Here is a 15,729-nt window from a genome sequence, read left to right on the forward strand (position 1 = left end):
TTTGAACGTGTCCTTGAACCGCTTGATTGGCTCTAGGGAATGTCCGCATGGAGGCTTATGGTTTATCGAGAACACAGATTGCGCGACGGCGCCGCAAGGCAGGGGCAGGCCCTGCCGGGCATCGTTTGGCTCTGAAGCGCAATGAGGCTACGACGCGAAAGAGGCAAGAGGATGAAGATCATCAAGCGCAGCGGCACCGAGGTTGTCTTTGACATCGATAAGATCGTCAATGCCATCCGCGCCGCAAACTTGGAGGTCGAGGAGAGCTCTCGTCTTACCGACCGCCAGGTGGTTTATGCGGCGCAAAACGTCGCCGAGGCATGCGAGAACGCGGGCCACACCGTTTCGGTCGAGGAGATCCAGGATTTGGTCGAGGACGAGATCATGCGTCTCGACTGCTACGAGGTCGCCCGCCACTACATCATCTATCGCTATGTTCAGAGCCTGAAGCGCCAGAAGAACACGACCGACGACAAGATTCTGTCGCTGATCGAGTGCAATAACGAAGAGGTCAAGCAGGAGAACTCTAACAAGAACCCGACCGTCAATTCCGTCCAGCGCGACTATATGGCCGGCGAGATTTCAAAGGATCTGACTCAGCGTGTGCTGCTGCCCCAGGAGATCGTGGATGCCCACAATGAGGGCCTGATCCACTTCCACGATTCTGACTACTTTGCCCAGCACATGCATAACTGCGACCTGGTGAACCTGGAGGACATGCTCCAGAACGGCACCGTTATCTCGGGCACGCTGATCGAGAAGCCGCACAGCTTCTCGACTGCCTGCAACATCGCGACGCAGATTATCGCCCAGGTTGCTTCCTCCCAGTACGGCGGCCAGTCTATTTCGCTGACCCATCTTGCCCCGTTTGTTGAGGTGAGCCGTCAAAAGATTCGCGGCGAGGTTGCCCGCGAGCTCGAGGAGCTCGGTGTTTCGGCATCTGCCGAAAAGGTCCGTGAGGTCGTTGAGGACCGTCTGCGCGATGAGATCCGTCGCGGCGTCCAGACGATTCAGTATCAGGTCGTGACCCTTATGACCACCAATGGCCAGGCGCCGTTCGTGACGGTCTTTATGTATCTCAATGAGGCCCGTACGCCCCAGGAGAAGCACGACCTTGCCATGATCGTGGAGGAGACGCTTCGTCAACGCTATGAGGGCGTTAAGAACGAAGCCGGTGTGTGGATTACCCCGGCATTCCCCAAGCTTATCTACGTGCTCGAGGACGATAACATTCGCGAGGATTCGCCGTACTTCTATCTGACCAAGCTCGCCGCCAAGTGCACCGCCAAGCGCATGGTGCCCGATTACATCTCCGAGAAGAAGATGCGCGAGCTCAAGCTGTCGAAGGGCGAGACCGCCGGCAACGGCGATTGCTACACCTGCATGGGTTGTCGCAGTTTCCTGACGCCCGACCGCTCGGGCAACGGCTTTAACAATGTTGCCAACGCGCTGAACTATGACCCGACCAAACCTAAGTACTATGGCCGCTTTAACCAGGGTGTTGTGACCATCAACCTGCCCGATGTCGCGCTGAGCTCGCATCAGGACATGGACAAGTTCTGGAAGATCTTCGATGAGCGCCTTGAGCTGTGCCATCGTGCCCTGCTGTGCCGTCATGAGCGCCTGATGGGCACGCTTTCGGATGCCGCGCCGATTCTTTGGCAGTACGGCGCCCTGGCGCGTCTGAAGAAGGGCGAGACGATCGATAAGCTGCTCGTGGGCGGCTATTCCACCATCAGCCTGGGGTATGCCGGCCTGTATGAGTGCGTCAAGTACATGACGGGCCACAGCCACACCGAGAAGGAGGGCACGCCCTTTGCCATGGCAGTCATGCAGCGCATGAACGACAAGTGCGCCGAGTGGAAGGCCGAAAGCGATATTGACTTCTCGCTGTACGGTACCCCGCTTGAGTCGACGACCTACAAGTTCGCCAAGTGCCTGCAGCGTCGTTTTGGCATCATCCCGGGCGTGACGGACAAGGGCTACATCACCAACAGCTACCACGTCCACGTGTCCGAGGAGATCGACGCATTCGACAAGCTCAAGTTCGAGGGCATGTTCCAGCAGCTTTCGCCGGGCGGTGCCATCTCCTACGTCGAGGTTCCCAACATGCAGGACAACCTCAAGGCTGTCATCCGCGTGATGCAGTATATCTACGACAACATCATGTACGCCGAGCTCAACACCAAGAGCGACTACTGCCAGGTGTGCGGCTACGATGGCGAGATCAAGATTGTCGAGGATGACGGCAAGCTGGTGTGGGAGTGCCCCAGCTGCGGCAACCGCGACCAGGAGAAGATGAATGTCGCCCGTCGCACGTGCGGCTACATCGGTACCCAGTTCTGGAACCAGGGTCGAACCGAGGAGATCCGCGACCGCGTGCTGCATCTCTAATAACCATCCCAGGCCGCCCCGTAGCGAGGCCCCGGACCTTTACTCGCTATTTCGGACAGTCCTGGCTCACGACGGAGGCGCCACTGGCGCCTCCTGTTCGTGCGGAACTCATATCGAGCAAAGGTCCGGGGCCTCGCTACGGGGCGGCCAAGTTGATGTAGCTGAGATGCAGCACGCAGCCTGCTCGCTCCTCGAAGTTCTTAGCGGAAATGAGTTGACTTGCAACAACGCTTTGCTTGCGATGGCGGTTGAGCCGCAGCCCAGTTTTTATTAGACCTCGAACCCTATACTCGATGTTCGCTTCGTTCATTGAGTTACCCTTTGCATGAGGCCGGGACATATCGTCCCGCCCGCAGTTTCGCAGGCCGAAGGCCGAGAATGTTTGAGGACGGGATGATATGTCCCGGCCTCCCGGGAGAGTTACCTATGAACTACGCGAACATTAAGTATTTCGACATTGCTGATGGAGAAGGCGTCCGCACTTCTCTGTTTGTGAGCGGGTGCCGTCGTGGCTGCAAGAATTGCTTTAACTCCGTCGCGTGGGACTTTGCTGCGGGCGAGCCCTTTGATCGTGCCGTCGAGGACAAGATTATCGAGAGCCTCGATCATCCCTTTATTGACGGCCTGACGATTCTGGGCGGAGAGCCCATGGAGCCCGAGAACCAGGCGGGGCTCGTTGAGTTTGTCGAGCGTGTTCGTGCCGCTTATCCTGCGGGGTCAGGAAAGACCATTTGGTGTTTTACCGGCGACGTGCTCGAGGAGCTTATGCCGGGTGGTCGTCACCATACCGAGGTCACGGACCGTATCCTTGCCTGCCTCGACATGTTGGTGGATGGCCCGTTTGTTCAGGATCTTTATGATATCTCGTTGCGCTTTAGGGGCTCGAGTAACCAGCGTGTGATCGATATGAACGCTACGCGCGACCGCGCCGTGCGTGAGGGCGTTGCGCTTTGCGACGCTGTGGAGCTTTGGCGGGACGATCCAGTCTATTCGACCCATACTATGTAGCTTGTGGTCGATGCCGGAGGGCGTGGTACCATAGCGCGAACGTGAAATCGGAAAAGTGAGGCCCAGATGGTCGATCAGGAAAAAGTCGAGGCCGCCATTAAGCTGTTGCTTGAGGGCATAGGCGAGGACCCAACTCGTGAGGGCCTGCTGGAGACCCCGGCGCGCGTTGCCCGTATGTATGGTGAGATCGCCGGCGGCATGGACCAGAGTGCCGAGGAGCACCTGTCCAAAACCTTTGCCGTCGCTTCGAACGATTTGGTTATCGAGCGCGACATTACGTTCTACTCGCTGTGCGAACATCATCTGCTGCCGTTTTATGGCAAGGCCGCCATTGGTTATATCCCTAACGGTCGGGTGGCTGGGCTTTCCAAGCTCGCCCGCACGGTTGAGGTTTATGCCCGCCGTCTTCAGCTGCAGGAGCAACTGTGCACACAGGTTGCCGATGCCCTCATGGATTATCTCGCTCCCCAGGGAGCGATTGTGTTGATGGAGGCCGAGCATATGTGCATGACGATGCGTGGCGTGCAAAAGCCCGGCACCAAGACCGTGACGCTTGCTCGCCGCGGCGTCTTTGAGACCGATCCCGCGCTCGAGGAGCGTTTCTTTAGGATGCTGGGCCGCTAACCATGAGAGTCGTCAACGACTTTACATCGAAGACCGATGAGGGGACGTCGCGTCGCGGCTTTATGGCTTCGGGCCTGGCCCCCTTTGGTGCCATGCCTCGCATTGATTACATTTGTGCCAACGGGCTGTTCCGGCGGCACCTGGGCAACATCGTACAGTTGGAATCGGGGCGCATCTTCTGCCGCCACGGTATTGACCATCTGCTCGATGTCGCTCGCATTATGTGGATCAAGAATCTCGAGGAGCAGCTCGAATTTGACCGCGAGGTCATCTACGCCACGGCACTTCTTCACGATATCGGCAAAGATGAACAGTATGAATCGGGTATATCCCATGATGTTGCAAGCGAACGCGTCGCTGATGCGATTCTCGGCGGCATGCCCGATGATGTGGCGTTTGAGCCGGCCGATGCCGCAGCCATTAAGACGGCCATTCTGGGCCATCGAAAGCTGCGCGTGAACAGCCAACCGCTTGAGCGTCTGCTCTATGCGGCCGACAAAGCGTCGCGCGCCTGCTTTGCATGCCCCGCGCGCAATGCTTGCAACTGGAGCGATGATAAAAAGAACCTGTCGATTCGCGTGTAGTTAGTTTGCGCGGTTGGGGTTCTAAACGAAGGAGACGATCGCGTTGAGTAACAAAAAACTGCCCGAGAATGCAACCAAGACTGAAGGTGCTGAGCTCGCCCGCCGTGGAAGGGGCGAAATATCCACCGCAACGGCGGTGCCTCACGTGAGCTATGATGATCTGCGCCATGCCGATCGTATTGTCATTGACGGCCTTGAGGTTTTTGCCAACCATGGCGTGTATCCCGAGGAGAACGCGCTGGGTCAGAAGTTCATCGTTTCTCTGGTGCTCTATGCCGACCTGCGCGCGGCGGGGGAGCACGATAACCTGGATGCCTCGATTGACTACGGCTCGGTGTGCCACGATGTCGATGGCTATCTGCGCGAGCATACGTTTAAGCTCATCGAGGCGGCAGCCGAGGGGACAGCCCAGATGCTGCTGCGCCGTTATCCCTCGCTGCTTGGTGTGCGCATAAAGCTCGATAAGCCGTGGGCTCCTGTTGGCCTGCCCCTGGCAAGCTGCGGCGTCGAGATCGAGCGCGTGCGCTAACCGGTTCTAATACGACTCTATGGGTGGCTGCTTGAGCCGCTGCGACAGAGCTTTATTGTTGGGACAGTACGTGTCGAGCAGGGCGTGAAAACGCTGATTGTGGCTTGGCTCGAGCAAGTGGACGAGCTCGTGGGCGACAACCATGTCGAGGCATTCGACGGGGTAGGCGGCGAGCTCGCGCGCGATGCGAATGGCGCCGGATTTGGGCGTGCATGATCCCCAGCGCGTTTTCATGCTGCGCACGGAGATGCGGGCCACGGTGACGCCCATTGCGACTTCGTACGCGTGCACGATGTCGCGCAGCGCCGATGTGACCTCGGACGCGTAGAGCTGGTCGATGTGGGCTTGGAGCTCATCGGACGTTAGGACGTCGAGGATTGCGTGCCGCTTGGCCTGCGGGCCTTCGTCCGATTCATCGGTACCCATAAAACTTGCGAAGGTGGCCTGTTTGGGTCGCGGTGCGGGGGATGCAAAGTTGTGATCGAGTGCATCCTGTACCGTGATGGGCTTGCCCCAAAGTGCAATGATGGACGAGGGGCTGAGCGGCTCTCGTGCCGTCGCCTGACGCTGCTCGCGCTGGGCAAGTCGGCTGATAATCCAGGCGCTGTTGCGCTTCACAAACGCTTCGATACGCTCGCGGCTGGCGCCGATCGGTGCGCTGGCGTGGACCTCGCCGCTCGATGTGACGCGTAGGTTGAAGTTCTTGACGCGCTTTTTGGTAACGACGACGGGGATGGTCATCCCATCCGGTCGGGATGCGGAAATCGTAAACTGCTGCGTCAAAAGCGGTCCTTCAGATCGGGGACGGGCCGGCATGTCGACCGTTCGGCATGCCGGCCCGCTCAAGGGATGTGAAATTAATAACGCTCGAAGAAGGCAAGCGCGTTGTCGCTGCAGAGCTTTTGCATCACGGTCTTGCCAAAATGCTTGGAAAGCATGTTCTGGAACTCGGGCATCTTGCTGGCATCGGAGAGGAAAGCGGGCACCGTGGCACCGTCCCAGTCGCCGCCGAGCGCGATGACGTCCTCGCCGCCCAGGTCGAGCCAGTGCTCGATATGCGCCGCCAGCTGGTCGAAGGTGACGTCTGCGGCGGTCTTGTCGGTTGCGTCGTTGGAAAGGAACTCGCTGCAGTAGTTGAGGCCGACGATGCCACCCATGTCGCGAATGGCGCGGAACTGGTCGTCGGTAAGGTTGCGTTTGGCGCCGCAAACCGCACGGGAGTTGGAGTGGCTGGCGACGAAGGGACGCGTGGCGCGGGCGGCGACCTCGTCAAAGCACTCATCGTTGAGGTGGGAGACGTCGAGCACCATGCCGGCGTGCTCCATCTGCGTAAGCGCCTCGATGCCGGCGGCGGTGAGGCCGGCGTGGGTGTCGTGGCCGCTCGCGAGCGGTCCCTGCGCGTTCCAGCTGAGTGACGACATAAGCACGCCCAGGCTCTTGAGCACCTCGATCAGCGCGGGGTCCTCGGCAAAGAACGTGGCGTTTTCGATGGTGTGGATGCAGGCGACCTTGCCGTCCTTGAGCGCGGGGCGAATGTCTGCGGCGCTGCGCACGTTGACCATACGGTCGTGGTTGAGCATCGCCTGGCCGCTCATGTGCGCCATGATTTGCGCCTGGAAGCGCGCGGCGTGGGCGGTGGGAATCTCGTCGGGGACAAACGTGGCGAAGCACTGTGCCCACGGCGTGTTGCCGATCTTTGCGAGCGAGATGGCGCAGGCGTTGCCCTCGATGAGGTCGAAATCTTGCGGATGCGTTTCGTCGCCGGGGAAATAACCGTCGGTGCCGGCGGTAAAGCGCAGGTCGAGATCGAGCGTGGCCCAGCCGATGCGGTCGGCGGTGTCGCAGTGTAGGTCAAATACGGGATATGCCATGGTTCCTCCGGTTGCAGCGTTTCTTTGCAAACTGTCTTTGAATTGTATGACTAGGGTATAGTTAGCGCCATATGTTCACGGCGGCCCGCGTTGTGCGCCGCCCTTATCACGGAGGTTACCATGTCCAACAAGGGCAAGAAGGTCAAGACCCATTATCGTGGCACGCTCGACGACGGCACGCAGTTCGATAGCTCTTACGATCGCGGCGAGCCGCTGGAGTTCACCTGCGGCGCCGGTCAGATGATTAAGGGCTTCGACGCCGCTGTTGTCGACATGCAGGTGGGCGAGAAGAAGACCGTGCACATTCCCGCTGCCGATGCCTACGGCGAGCACAACCCCGAGATGGTTCTGACCTTCCCGGCCGAACAGGTTCCCAACATCGAGCAGATCGAGAAGGGCATGAAGCTCTTCCTGTCCACGCCGAGCGGCATGCCCGTCCCCGCCGTGGTCATCGACGTGACGCCCGAGGCCGTGACGCTCGACGCCAACCACGAGCTCGCCGGCAAGGATCTCAACTTTGATATCGAGCTCGTCGAGGTCGAGGGCTAGAGTATGCCTGAACGCTTGGTTTCGACGACATGCTTGGGAAATCTCAACGATCCGTCCTATGAACTCCTACTTCGCCGGGAGCTGGGCGGTGTCTTTGAAGTTGACGAGCTACTGCTCGATTGGGACCAGGCTGATGCCTGCGCGTTTGTGGGCGTGACGGAGCTGGGACGCACGATCGATGTTCGGCTGGATACTGCCGACGGCGGTCGTCTTGCCGATGGCGACGTGCTCGCCATTGACCGTTCGGGCATGGTGCCCGTGGCGGTTGTCGTGCGCCTGCGCAGCGCCGAGGTCTATTTGGTCGAAGTCGACCGCATGGATCCGATTGCACTCGCGCATGCGTGCTGGGAGATCGGCAACATGCATGCGCCGCTCTTCCGGGGCGACTCGGACGAGCATACCGTGCGCATGTATACGCCGGTGCAGCCTGTTTTGGGCCGCATGCTTCGGGGTGTCGAGGGAGCTCGAATCTCGATCGTTTCGCGCGAGCTCGATGCGGGCCGACGCTTTGCGTCGAGCGCGGCCGATGTTGTCGTGAGCATGGCTCCGGACTTTACCATCGTTAAAAAGACGCGCGACTAAGCGCGCGTATGCGCAAGACGGGCTTTGAGGGGTGACCGATCAAGGTCCGTCTTGCTGTTGATAGGAGGCTTTGGGGGAAGCATATGGGTCTTGAGGGAATCAAGCTGATTGCATGCGATTTGGACGGCACGCTGCTGCACCCGGGGGAGCGCGAGCCGCGTTCCGAGGCCTTTGAGCTTATCGATGAGCTGCATCGTCGCGGTATCGTGTTTATGCCGGCGAGTGGCCGTCAATATGCGAGCCTGCGCTACCTGTTTGCCCCGGTGGCCGATGAACTCGCCTATGTATGCGAAAACGGAGCCCTGGTCATGAGCGAGGGGCGTGCCGTGGTCAAGCGTTCTATGGAGCGTGGCCTGGCCATGGATATCGCGAATGCCGTGGTTGCGTACCCCCATGCCGACGTGACCCTTTCGTGCGAGGGACACCTCTACACCATGAGCAGCAACGATGCGTTTGTTGACCACCTGCGTTATGAGGTCCATTGTGATGTGGCGGTAGTCGACCGTCCCGAAGACATTGACGAGGATGTCATTAAGATTGCCTTCCAGACGCCCGAGGCGGAGCAGCCGGCGGCGCTGGAGTATTTTGTGCGTCGCTTTAGCGACCGGGTCGATGTGATGACGTCGGGAACCGAATGGACCGACTTTATCGGCTTTGATTCGGGCAAGGGGTCCGCGCTTGCCGATTATGGTTGTGCGCTGGGGATCTCACCTAACGAAATGATGGCGTTTGGCGATAACGAAAACGATCGCGACATGCTCAACGTGGTGGGCCATCCCTATCTGATGGAGAGCTGCAATCCCAGCATGCGCGGTGTCAATGACCGTGTCCGCTACGTGCGCACGGTCGAAGAGGAGCTGCGTCGTCTACTTGCTGAGTAGGCATGTCCCAAACATCTACCGGCAGTCGGGGCAGAGACCCTCGAAGATGGTGTAGTGCGACGTGACGTGCCAGCCGATTTGCTCGGACGCCTTGGCGTCGAGCTGGGCATCGAAGGGGAGCGGTACGTCGATGACGCGGCTGCACGAGGTGCAGATGATATGCGCATGCGGCTCGATGGTGCGATCGAAGCGGCTGCCGCCCGGCGTCTTGATGGAGAGGATTTCGCCGGCGTCGGCCAAGAGATTGAGATTGCGGTAGACTGTACCGCGGCTGATTTTGTCATCCTGCGCGCGCACGACGTTGTAGATTTCGTCGGCGGTGGGATGGTTATAGCTTTGGCGCACGGCGTCAAGAACCAGCTTTCGCTGCCTGGTATTCCTTCTTTGCACCGCCATGCGCCTCGCCTCTTTTCTATTAACGGTCGTAGGTAAATGATACCGTATTTAGCACACAATACTAATAACGAGGCGTGAAACCGTCTTCATTGGCAAGTGGGGCTCGAGCCTGGGCGTCTGCGAGGCGAAAACGCGTTCCCATGCGCTCGTAGGAGGCATGAAGCGCTTCGAGATGAGATAGGATATTTGCCGGAGCTCCCTGTATCTCCATCTCGACTGAGCCGTCTTCCATGTTACGCACCCAGCCGGTGAGCGCGCGTGCCTGCGCGAGGTTGGTGTTGGTAAAGCGAAAGCCAACGCCCTGGACTTGCCCCGCCCAGCGCAGGAAATAGCGCAGGGGAGTGTCTTGAGTGGCCTCGTCGCTTGCGAGCACAGTAAGCCTGCGGCGCAGCTCGAGCTCGACGTTTGATGGTTTTTGAGGTTCTCGACTGCCGCCGGTGACGCTGGAGAAGAGCGTATCGAAGAGGCCCATCGCTATGCCTGCTTGCCTGCGTCGGCCGGGAAGGTTATGCCGGCCTGCTGGCGCACGGCATCCATGATGCGCAGCGAGACGAGCGTGACATCGCGGTAGTGACCAAGTTCGTGACGTCCCGCCGGGGTCTCCCAAATCTCTTCCTTAACGTTATCGATGCCGCCGATGGCGGTGATAAAGTCTGTGAGTTCGTATTCCATAGTGTTGCTCGATTTGGGCAGGTCGAGCACGCGGCCGTTGTCGCCCTGTTCGCGCGGTGCCTCGGTCGCCGAGCCGCGTACGACATCGCCGCGATAGTCGATGCGGACGTTGCGGGGCGTGGACAGATGGTCGATCTGGATAGTGCCACGCTCGCCTTCGATCTGCGAGGGCAGCAGGTCATTCGTTATTTTGGAGTGCGCGAGCTCGACGGAGATACGGCCACCGCCGTAGCTGGCGAGGATGGAACCGCAGCCGTCGATGGGGCCGTGCGTGAGCTGTCGCGTGGCGGGGTCGAGCAGAGTAGCCATGCTCGTAAGGCCGGAGGGCATGCCGAAAATCTCGACCATGGGCTCGACGGTGTAGACGCCAATGTCCATGAGGGAACCCGATGCCATATTGCAGTCGAAGATATTGGTGGCGCGTCCCGCGAGAATCTCGTTGTAGCGCGAGGAATATTTGCCAAAGCGCAATGAGGCGCGGCGGATGGGGGCGATCTCGCCTAGGGCGTCCTCGATGGCGTGGAAGGCGGGGTCGTGGAGGGGACGCATGGCCTCGAGGGCCACGACACCTGCTGCCTCGGCAGCGCGGAAGACTTCCAGCGCCTGCGCTTCGGTGGCGCAGAAGGGCTTCTCGACGATGACATGCTTGCCACCGGCGATGCAGGCAAGGGCCTGCTCGTAGTGAAGCGCATTGGGGCTGCCGATGTAGACGGCGTCGACGTCGTCGGCGGACGCAAGCTCGTCAAGTGCGGTGAAGTTACGCTCGCCGCCGTGTTCGGCGGTAAAGGCGGCGCCGCGCTCGGCATCGCGCGAGAGCGTGCCCACAAACGCGGCTTGGTCGTTGGCGTTGACGACCTGGATAAAGTCGTCGGTAATCATAGATGTGCCGATGGTCGCTATACGCGGCATGTATCCCCCTCGTGCCGTTCGGTTTACAGGATGAGTGTAGCGCGAGGGGGCAGGAAATAGCGTGCGAAAACGCCGTTACAGGTCGCTCTCGTTAAAGCCGGTATCGATATCGAGGTTGCTGCCGTCGGCCGCCGTGGTGGCGAGCTCATCGCAGCGCTCGTTGAGCTCATGGCCGGCGTGACCCTTAACCCAGATGAACTCAACCTTGTGCTTGCTTTTGGCGGCGAGTAGGCGCTCCCACAGGTCGCGGTTCTTGACGGGCTGCTTGTTGGCGGTTTTCCATCCGCGCTTTTTCCAGCCGTCAATCCAGTGCTTGTTGAAGGCGTTGACGACGTACTGCGAATCGGAATGGACCTCGACCTCGCAGGGGCGGTTAAGTGCCTCGAGCGCCACGATGACCGCCATGAGCTCCATGCGGTTGTTGGTGGTCTTGGCGTAGCCGCGCGAAAGCTCGGAGGTGAAGGTCTTGCCGGCGGGGTTGGTGTATTTGAGCACGGCGCCGTAGCCGCCGCGTCCCGGATTTGATCGGGCCGAGCCGTCGGTATAGATGATGACCTTCACGGGCTTCCTTTCGTTGGGTACGTTTCGTGTGAGTGACCATTGTAGCGCCATGCCCGCCGGGGGCTAGCAATCTACGATTTCTACCCCGTCTTCCGACAGTTAGTTGGCACGGATGATGCGGTTGAGCTCGTCGAGGTATTGCTGCAAGAGGGGAGAGGGCTTGCGCTCGTCGTGCATGATATAGCCTACGTGCATCGTTGGGGCGTCTGCTAACGGGATCGATGCCATACCCCATTGCATTTCATTGGAGAGGACACCGGTCGACAGGGTGTAACCGTTCGACGTGATAAGTAAGTTAGTAAGTGTTCCGCGGTCCGAGATTCGTATGTTGCGGTCGCAAGGGATATAGCTAAAAGGTTCCTCGGCGTAATAGAAGGAGCTCGAGGTGCCTTGCTCAAAGCTGTAGCGCGTATAGGGTGTAAGGTCGGCAAGGGACAGCTGCGGGCGGCGTGCGAGCGGGTGGCGCTCGCTAACGAAGACGTGGACCGTCGCGTCGAAGAGGGGATGGAAGCTTGCGCGGGCATCGGCGAAGGCCTTCTGCAGAACGCGGGCGTTAAAGTCGTCCAGATAGAGGATGCCGATGTCGCTGCGAAACGCGCGGACGTCATCGATGATCTGCGACGTGGTGGTCTCGCGCATGATGAATTCGAACTTGCTGTCCCGGCAGCGCTCGACGACGTTGACGAAGGCCTCGACCGAAAAAGCGTAATGCTGGGCCGAGACGGCAAGGCGCGCCTGGGGCGTGCCGCCGTCCTCGTAGCGGGCCTCGAGCATATCGGCCTGCTCTACGACTTGACGCGCATAGCCCAAAAGCTCGGTGCCGTCGTTGGTGAGCGTGACGCCGCGGCTGGAGCGCGTAAAGATCTCCAGATGGAGCTCCTGCTCGAGGCTTTTGACGGCGTTGGAGATATTGGACTGTGCGGTATAGAGGCGCTGCGCTGCGGCGTTAATTGAGCCGGATTCTGCCACGGCGATAAGAAAGCGAAGCTGCTGGAGGGTCATCGGCGCCCGTCCTTTCGATAGCTATCTAAAAAACCGATAACAGGCTAGCGCTTTTAAGTGATTGACTGAGGGAGACGATGCTCGTACTATTCAAAACACACAAAGGCGGTAGGTAATTAAGCCGACCACGGAACCGGGATGCGAAAGGAGGCCCGCATATGAATTGCTTACCAAGACGAATGCCGGGCTCCTGTTTGCGCCCGTCGGCGTGATCAGGAGACAGCGACTTACTTCTCTCTTTTTATTTACTTTCGTTCGATCAAGGAGATCATCATGAGCCAGTTCATCAACAACCCCGAGCACACCTTTGGTTTCGATACCCTGCAGCTTCATGTTGGCCAGGAGAGCGCCGACCCCGCATCCGACTCCCGCGCCGTGCCTATCTACCAGACCACGAGCTATGTGTTCCGCAACTCCCAGCACGCCGCCGACCGCTTTGGTCTTGCCGACGCCGGTAACATCTACGGCCGTCTGACCAACTCCACCCAGGGCGTCTTTGAGGACCGTATCGCCGCGCTCGAGGGTGGCGTGGCCGGTCTTGCCGTCGCCTCCGGTGCCGCTGCCATCACCTATACCCTGCAGGCTCTTGCCCAGGCTGGTGACCACGTGGTGGCTCAGAAGACCATCTACGGTGGCTCCTACAACCTGCTCGAGCATACGCTCTCCCAGTTTGGCGTCGAGACCACGTTTGTCGATGCTCATAACCTGGAAGAGGTTGAGGGTGCCATCAAGGACAACACCACGGTCATCTATCTCGAGACGCTCGGCAACCCCAACTCTGACATCCCCAACATCGACGCCATCTCCGAGATCGCCAAGAAGCACGGTCTGCCGGTTGTCGTCGACAACACCTTCGGCACCCCGTATCTGTTCCGTCCGCTGGAGCATGGCGCCAATATCGTTGTCCACTCCGCAACCAAGTTCATCGGCGGCCACGGCACCTCGCTGGGCGGTGTGATCGTCGACGGCGGTAACTTCGATTGGAAGGCGAGCGGAAAGTACGCCCAGATCGCCGAGCCCAACCCCTCCTACCATGGCGTCTCGTTTGCCGAGGCTGCCGGTCCCGCCGCCTTCGCAACCTATGTCCGCGCCATCCTGCTGCGTGACGAGGGTGCCTGCATCAGCCCGTTCAACGCCTGGGTCCTGCTCCAGGGCACCGAGACCCTGTCGCTGCGCGTCGACCGCCATGTCGAGAACACCAAGAAGGTCGTTGAGTTCCTTGCCGGCGACAGCCACGTTGCCAAGGTGAACCACCCGAGCCTGCCTGAGCACCCCGATCACGAGCTCTATCAGAAGTACTTCCCCAACGGCGGCGCCTCGATCTTCACCTTTGAGATTAAGGGTGGCCAGGAGGCTGCCTGGAAGTTCATCGATCATCTGCAGGTGTTCTCGCTGCTCGCCAACGTGGCCGACGTCAAGTCGCTCGTCGTGCACCCGGCTACCACCACGCACTCCCAGCTCTCTGCCGAGGAGCTCGCCGAGCAGAACATCACGCCCTCCACGATCCGTCTTTCCATCGGTACCGAGAACGCCGAGGACATCATTTGGGATCTGAAGCAGGCCTTCGCCGCGCTGGACGAGTAAGGCGACTTGTGCAAGGACCCCTTGCGACTCGATAGGTATAACTGCATAAATGCCTGCTCAAGGCGCCTGCGCAAGCAATGGTTGCGCAGGCGTCTTTTTTGCATAGGAAGGGCGCTATTACAGGGTTTTTGGCATGCTTTATGCATTCGAGTTGTGGAAAACTCCTGTTGAGAGGATGTGAGTTTTACGCAATTGACGTGCGCCTTTTGAGTAAAACCGCAGGTCGCGATTTGCTCGAGGTACTATGCAGCGCGATCGAATCACACGCAGCTCAAACGCAGCAAAAACGCACTACGGAGGTTTCCAGCTACATGAGGATCGATTCACGAAAACCGAAAGCCGCTGCCCTTTCCGCCGCTCTGACCGTGGCACTTTTGGCAGGCGCCGGCGCAACTGATGCCCACGCGGCAACACTGTCCGATACGGTTGGATCTACGCCGTCCGAGGCGACGCTGGTACAGCCCGTTGATTATCGCGGCGATGGTTATGGTTCCATGCAGGAGTGGAACGCCTCGATGGAGGCCAAGCGCGATTCCCTTGAGATGCGCGCTCAGATCATTATGAATATGTATGGTGACTATGCCACCGATGACGAGCACGCTGTGCTGCAGGGTTGTATCGATGGTGCGGGCAGCCTTTTGACGATGGGGGAGGTCGACGCGAAGTCGACCGAGCTCGATGAGCTGCGCACTGCGCTTGAGAATGCCAAGCGCGAAGCGCTCGAGGCCGCCGCAGCCGAGGCGGAGGCTGCCGAGGCCGCCCAGGCTTCGTACTACAACGCCGGTTACACTCCGTCCTACGCGTCTGCCGCGTCCTACGCGAACGGATCGGGCCTGACGCGCTCTGCGGGTGTCAATAACTACAACGGGCGCCGCGAGACCTATTACAGCAGCAATGTGCTTTATCACTATCGCACGGGCGAATGGACTCAGGATTCTGAGGGCTTCTGGCGCGATTCCGACGGCTATTACGTTGTTGCCGCGGGCGATATGGCCCAGGGCTCGACCTTTACGGGCTCCAAGGGTGATTGCAAGGTCTATGACTCCGGCTGCGCCGCCGGAACCACCGATTACTACACCGGTTGGTAATCTGCTATCAGAGCAAAATAGGCACATGATGGGCGGGCGTCTTTACTGAGCTTTTAGGCAACGTAAAGCCGCCCTTTCTTTATGTGCGTTTGAGCTAACAGAGCCCTTACCGTGGCGGTACGCTGGGCGTATGCATACGGGGCACACTGGTTCATGAGAAATAAGGTCTTTCTCGTGGAGGAAGTGGTCTCATGAACGCTCGAGATATCGCTATCGCCGCCGTCGCATTGGTACTTGGCTGTCTTGGCCCTACAGCTGCGTTTGTCGCAGGCATGCAGGGCTCGTGCGGGGCTGCTCCTATTGTGGTCGGCGCGCTCATCGCAGCAGCGCTGCTGGGAAGTGCGGGCGTGACCCTTTGTCGCGATGACGAGGACGAGACGCCGCAGGTGCGGCGCTAGCCGTTGTGAAGCTGGTTTTGCCCATAGATGAAGAAGGAAGCCGCCGCAAGGGGAGTGCCCTTTGCGGCGGTTTTTGCTATTGAGACTGTTGGATGCG

The 15,729-nt window shown here is 59.5% G+C and carries 19 protein-coding genes; 11 read left to right on the forward strand and 8 right to left on the reverse strand.

The features are described from left to right. The first annotated feature begins 171 nt into the window (after positions 1–171). Positions 172–2,394 (forward strand): anaerobic ribonucleoside-triphosphate reductase, encoded by a 2,223-nt coding sequence (gene nrdD, locus DWZ52_RS02935; protein ID WP_117766069.1) that lies wholly within the window; start codon positions 172–174, stop codon positions 2,392–2,394. Positions 2,395–2,530: 136 nt separating this feature from the next. On the opposite strand, the gene DWZ52_RS09925 is transcribed toward nrdD, so the two are convergent. Next, entirely contained in the window at positions 2,531–2,704 is a 174-nt protein-coding gene (locus DWZ52_RS09925) for a hypothetical protein (RefSeq protein ID WP_158555244.1), read from the reverse strand. 116 nt (positions 2,705–2,820) lie between these two features. On the opposite strand from DWZ52_RS09925, the gene nrdG reads away from it, so the two are divergent. The 4 genes from nrdG to folB all read left to right on the forward strand — a co-directional run bounded on the left by nrdG (position 2,821) and on the right by folB (position 5,139). Beyond that, positions 2,821–3,402 (forward strand): anaerobic ribonucleoside-triphosphate reductase activating protein, encoded by a 582-nt coding sequence (nrdG, locus tag DWZ52_RS02940; protein WP_055251392.1) that lies wholly within the window; start codon positions 2,821–2,823, stop codon positions 3,400–3,402. 66 nt (positions 3,403–3,468) lie between these two features. Then, on the forward strand, positions 3,469–4,026 hold the full coding sequence (gene folE, locus DWZ52_RS02945) for a GTP cyclohydrolase I FolE (protein WP_055251394.1): 558 nt from the start codon (positions 3,469–3,471) through the stop codon (positions 4,024–4,026). Between the two features lie 2 nt (positions 4,027–4,028). Beyond that, positions 4,029–4,610, forward strand: coding sequence for an HD domain-containing protein (locus DWZ52_RS02950; RefSeq protein WP_172622418.1), 582 nt, complete (start codon positions 4,029–4,031; stop codon positions 4,608–4,610). A 43-nt stretch (positions 4,611–4,653) separates the two neighbouring features. Then, entirely contained in the window at positions 4,654–5,139 is a 486-nt protein-coding gene (gene folB / locus DWZ52_RS02955) for a dihydroneopterin aldolase (RefSeq protein WP_055251396.1), read from the forward strand. 6 nt (positions 5,140–5,145) lie between these two features. Here the strand turns inward: folB and DWZ52_RS02960 are convergent, their stop codons facing one another. Together DWZ52_RS02960 and DWZ52_RS02965 are read right to left on the reverse strand one after the other, a co-directional pair. Continuing rightward, on the reverse strand, positions 5,146–5,922 hold the full coding sequence (locus DWZ52_RS02960) for a M48 family metallopeptidase (RefSeq protein WP_158572402.1): 777 nt from the start codon (positions 5,920–5,922) through the stop codon (positions 5,146–5,148). Between the two features lie 74 nt (positions 5,923–5,996). Beyond that, a complete protein-coding gene (locus DWZ52_RS02965; protein WP_118384879.1) occupies positions 5,997–7,010 on the reverse strand; it encodes a dipeptidase in 1,014 nt (337 codons plus the stop codon). Between the two features lie 120 nt (positions 7,011–7,130). On the opposite strand from DWZ52_RS02965, the gene DWZ52_RS02970 reads away from it, so the two are divergent. The 3 genes from DWZ52_RS02970 to DWZ52_RS02980 all read left to right on the forward strand — a co-directional run bounded on the left by DWZ52_RS02970 (position 7,131) and on the right by DWZ52_RS02980 (position 9,022). Continuing rightward, positions 7,131–7,559 (forward strand): peptidylprolyl isomerase, encoded by a 429-nt coding sequence (locus tag DWZ52_RS02970; protein WP_118384880.1) that lies wholly within the window; start codon positions 7,131–7,133, stop codon positions 7,557–7,559. A gap of 3 nt (positions 7,560–7,562) precedes the next feature. Further along, positions 7,563–8,141: an urease accessory protein UreE gene (locus DWZ52_RS02975; RefSeq protein WP_118384881.1), complete on the forward strand. Its 579-nt coding sequence runs from the start codon at positions 7,563–7,565 to the stop codon at positions 8,139–8,141. An 83-nt stretch (positions 8,142–8,224) separates the two neighbouring features. Further along, positions 8,225–9,022 (forward strand): HAD-IIB family hydrolase, encoded by a 798-nt coding sequence (locus tag DWZ52_RS02980; protein WP_117655274.1) that lies wholly within the window; start codon positions 8,225–8,227, stop codon positions 9,020–9,022. A gap of 15 nt (positions 9,023–9,037) precedes the next feature. On the opposite strand, the gene DWZ52_RS02985 is transcribed toward DWZ52_RS02980, so the two are convergent. The 5 genes from DWZ52_RS02985 to DWZ52_RS03005 all read right to left on the reverse strand — a co-directional run bounded on the left by DWZ52_RS02985 (position 9,038) and on the right by DWZ52_RS03005 (position 12,562). Then, positions 9,038–9,418 carry a Fur family transcriptional regulator gene (locus DWZ52_RS02985; RefSeq protein ID WP_172677978.1) on the reverse strand — a complete coding sequence of 127 codons (381 nt, stop codon included), beginning with the start codon at positions 9,416–9,418 and terminating at the stop codon, positions 9,038–9,040. A 61-nt stretch (positions 9,419–9,479) separates the two neighbouring features. Next, a complete protein-coding gene (locus DWZ52_RS02990) occupies positions 9,480–9,890 on the reverse strand; it encodes an acylphosphatase (RefSeq protein ID WP_118384882.1) in 411 nt (136 codons plus the stop codon). A 2-nt stretch (positions 9,891–9,892) separates the two neighbouring features. Next, entirely contained in the window at positions 9,893–10,999 is a 1,107-nt protein-coding gene (locus DWZ52_RS02995) for a Gfo/Idh/MocA family protein (RefSeq protein WP_118384883.1), read from the reverse strand. 75 nt (positions 11,000–11,074) lie between these two features. Beyond that, the gene (gene rnhA / locus DWZ52_RS03000) at positions 11,075–11,611 is read right to left on the reverse strand and encodes a ribonuclease HI (RefSeq protein ID WP_117776457.1); all 537 of its coding nucleotides are present in this window, start codon (positions 11,609–11,611) and stop codon (positions 11,075–11,077) included. A 48-nt stretch (positions 11,612–11,659) separates the two neighbouring features. After that, on the reverse strand, positions 11,660–12,562 hold the full coding sequence (locus DWZ52_RS03005) for a LysR family transcriptional regulator (RefSeq protein ID WP_118384884.1): 903 nt from the start codon (positions 12,560–12,562) through the stop codon (positions 11,660–11,662). Between the two features lie 273 nt (positions 12,563–12,835). Between DWZ52_RS03005 and DWZ52_RS03010 the strand changes: the two genes are divergently transcribed. The 3 genes from DWZ52_RS03010 (at position 12,836) to DWZ52_RS03020 (ending at position 15,632) form a co-directional block, all read left to right on the forward strand. Then, positions 12,836–14,146, forward strand: coding sequence for an O-acetylhomoserine aminocarboxypropyltransferase/cysteine synthase family protein (locus tag DWZ52_RS03010; protein WP_055251414.1), 1,311 nt, complete (start codon positions 12,836–12,838; stop codon positions 14,144–14,146). A 311-nt stretch (positions 14,147–14,457) separates the two neighbouring features. Then, the gene (locus tag DWZ52_RS03015) at positions 14,458–15,234 is read left to right on the forward strand and encodes a hypothetical protein (RefSeq protein ID WP_118384885.1); all 777 of its coding nucleotides are present in this window, start codon (positions 14,458–14,460) and stop codon (positions 15,232–15,234) included. A 191-nt stretch (positions 15,235–15,425) separates the two neighbouring features. Then, positions 15,426–15,632: a hypothetical protein gene (locus DWZ52_RS03020; RefSeq protein ID WP_117564436.1), complete on the forward strand. Its 207-nt coding sequence runs from the start codon at positions 15,426–15,428 to the stop codon at positions 15,630–15,632. The last annotated feature ends 97 nt before the right edge of the window (positions 15,633–15,729 follow it).

The sequence above is a fragment of the Collinsella sp. AF33-16 genome, from assembly GCF_003475325.1.
Taxonomy (GTDB): domain Bacteria; phylum Actinomycetota; class Coriobacteriia; order Coriobacteriales; family Coriobacteriaceae; genus Collinsella.

Coding starts and splice junctions, on each gene's coding strand:
- DWZ52_RS03015 (WP_118384885.1), top strand. CDS start 14,458: ATGAGGATCGATTCACGAAAACCGAAAGCCGCTGCCCTTTCCGCCGCT.
- folE (WP_055251394.1), top strand. CDS start 3,469: ATGGTCGATCAGGAAAAAGTCGAGGCCGCCATTAAGCTGTTGCTTGAG.
- DWZ52_RS02985 (WP_172677978.1), bottom strand. CDS start 9,418: ATGGCGGTGCAAAGAAGGAATACCAGGCAGCGAAAGCTGGTTCTTGAC.
- DWZ52_RS02975 (WP_118384881.1), top strand. CDS start 7,563: ATGCCTGAACGCTTGGTTTCGACGACATGCTTGGGAAATCTCAACGAT.
- nrdG (WP_055251392.1), top strand. CDS start 2,821: ATGAACTACGCGAACATTAAGTATTTCGACATTGCTGATGGAGAAGGC.
- DWZ52_RS02970 (WP_118384880.1), top strand. CDS start 7,131: ATGTCCAACAAGGGCAAGAAGGTCAAGACCCATTATCGTGGCACGCTC.
- nrdD (WP_117766069.1), top strand. CDS start 172: ATGAAGATCATCAAGCGCAGCGGCACCGAGGTTGTCTTTGACATCGAT.
- rnhA (WP_117776457.1), bottom strand. CDS start 11,611: ATGGCGCTACAATGGTCACTCACACGAAACGTACCCAACGAAAGGAAG.
- DWZ52_RS02965 (WP_118384879.1), bottom strand. CDS start 7,010: ATGGCATATCCCGTATTTGACCTACACTGCGACACCGCCGACCGCATC.
- DWZ52_RS03010 (WP_055251414.1), top strand. CDS start 12,836: ATGAGCCAGTTCATCAACAACCCCGAGCACACCTTTGGTTTCGATACC.
- DWZ52_RS03020 (WP_117564436.1), top strand. CDS start 15,426: ATGAACGCTCGAGATATCGCTATCGCCGCCGTCGCATTGGTACTTGGC.
- DWZ52_RS03005 (WP_118384884.1), bottom strand. CDS start 12,562: ATGACCCTCCAGCAGCTTCGCTTTCTTATCGCCGTGGCAGAATCCGGC.
- DWZ52_RS02990 (WP_118384882.1), bottom strand. CDS start 9,890: ATGGGCCTCTTCGATACGCTCTTCTCCAGCGTCACCGGCGGCAGTCGA.
- DWZ52_RS02980 (WP_117655274.1), top strand. CDS start 8,225: ATGGGTCTTGAGGGAATCAAGCTGATTGCATGCGATTTGGACGGCACG.
- DWZ52_RS02995 (WP_118384883.1), bottom strand. CDS start 10,999: ATGCCGCGTATAGCGACCATCGGCACATCTATGATTACCGACGACTTT.
- DWZ52_RS02950 (WP_172622418.1), top strand. CDS start 4,029: ATGAGAGTCGTCAACGACTTTACATCGAAGACCGATGAGGGGACGTCG.
- DWZ52_RS09925 (WP_158555244.1), bottom strand. CDS start 2,704: ATGAACGAAGCGAACATCGAGTATAGGGTTCGAGGTCTAATAAAAACT.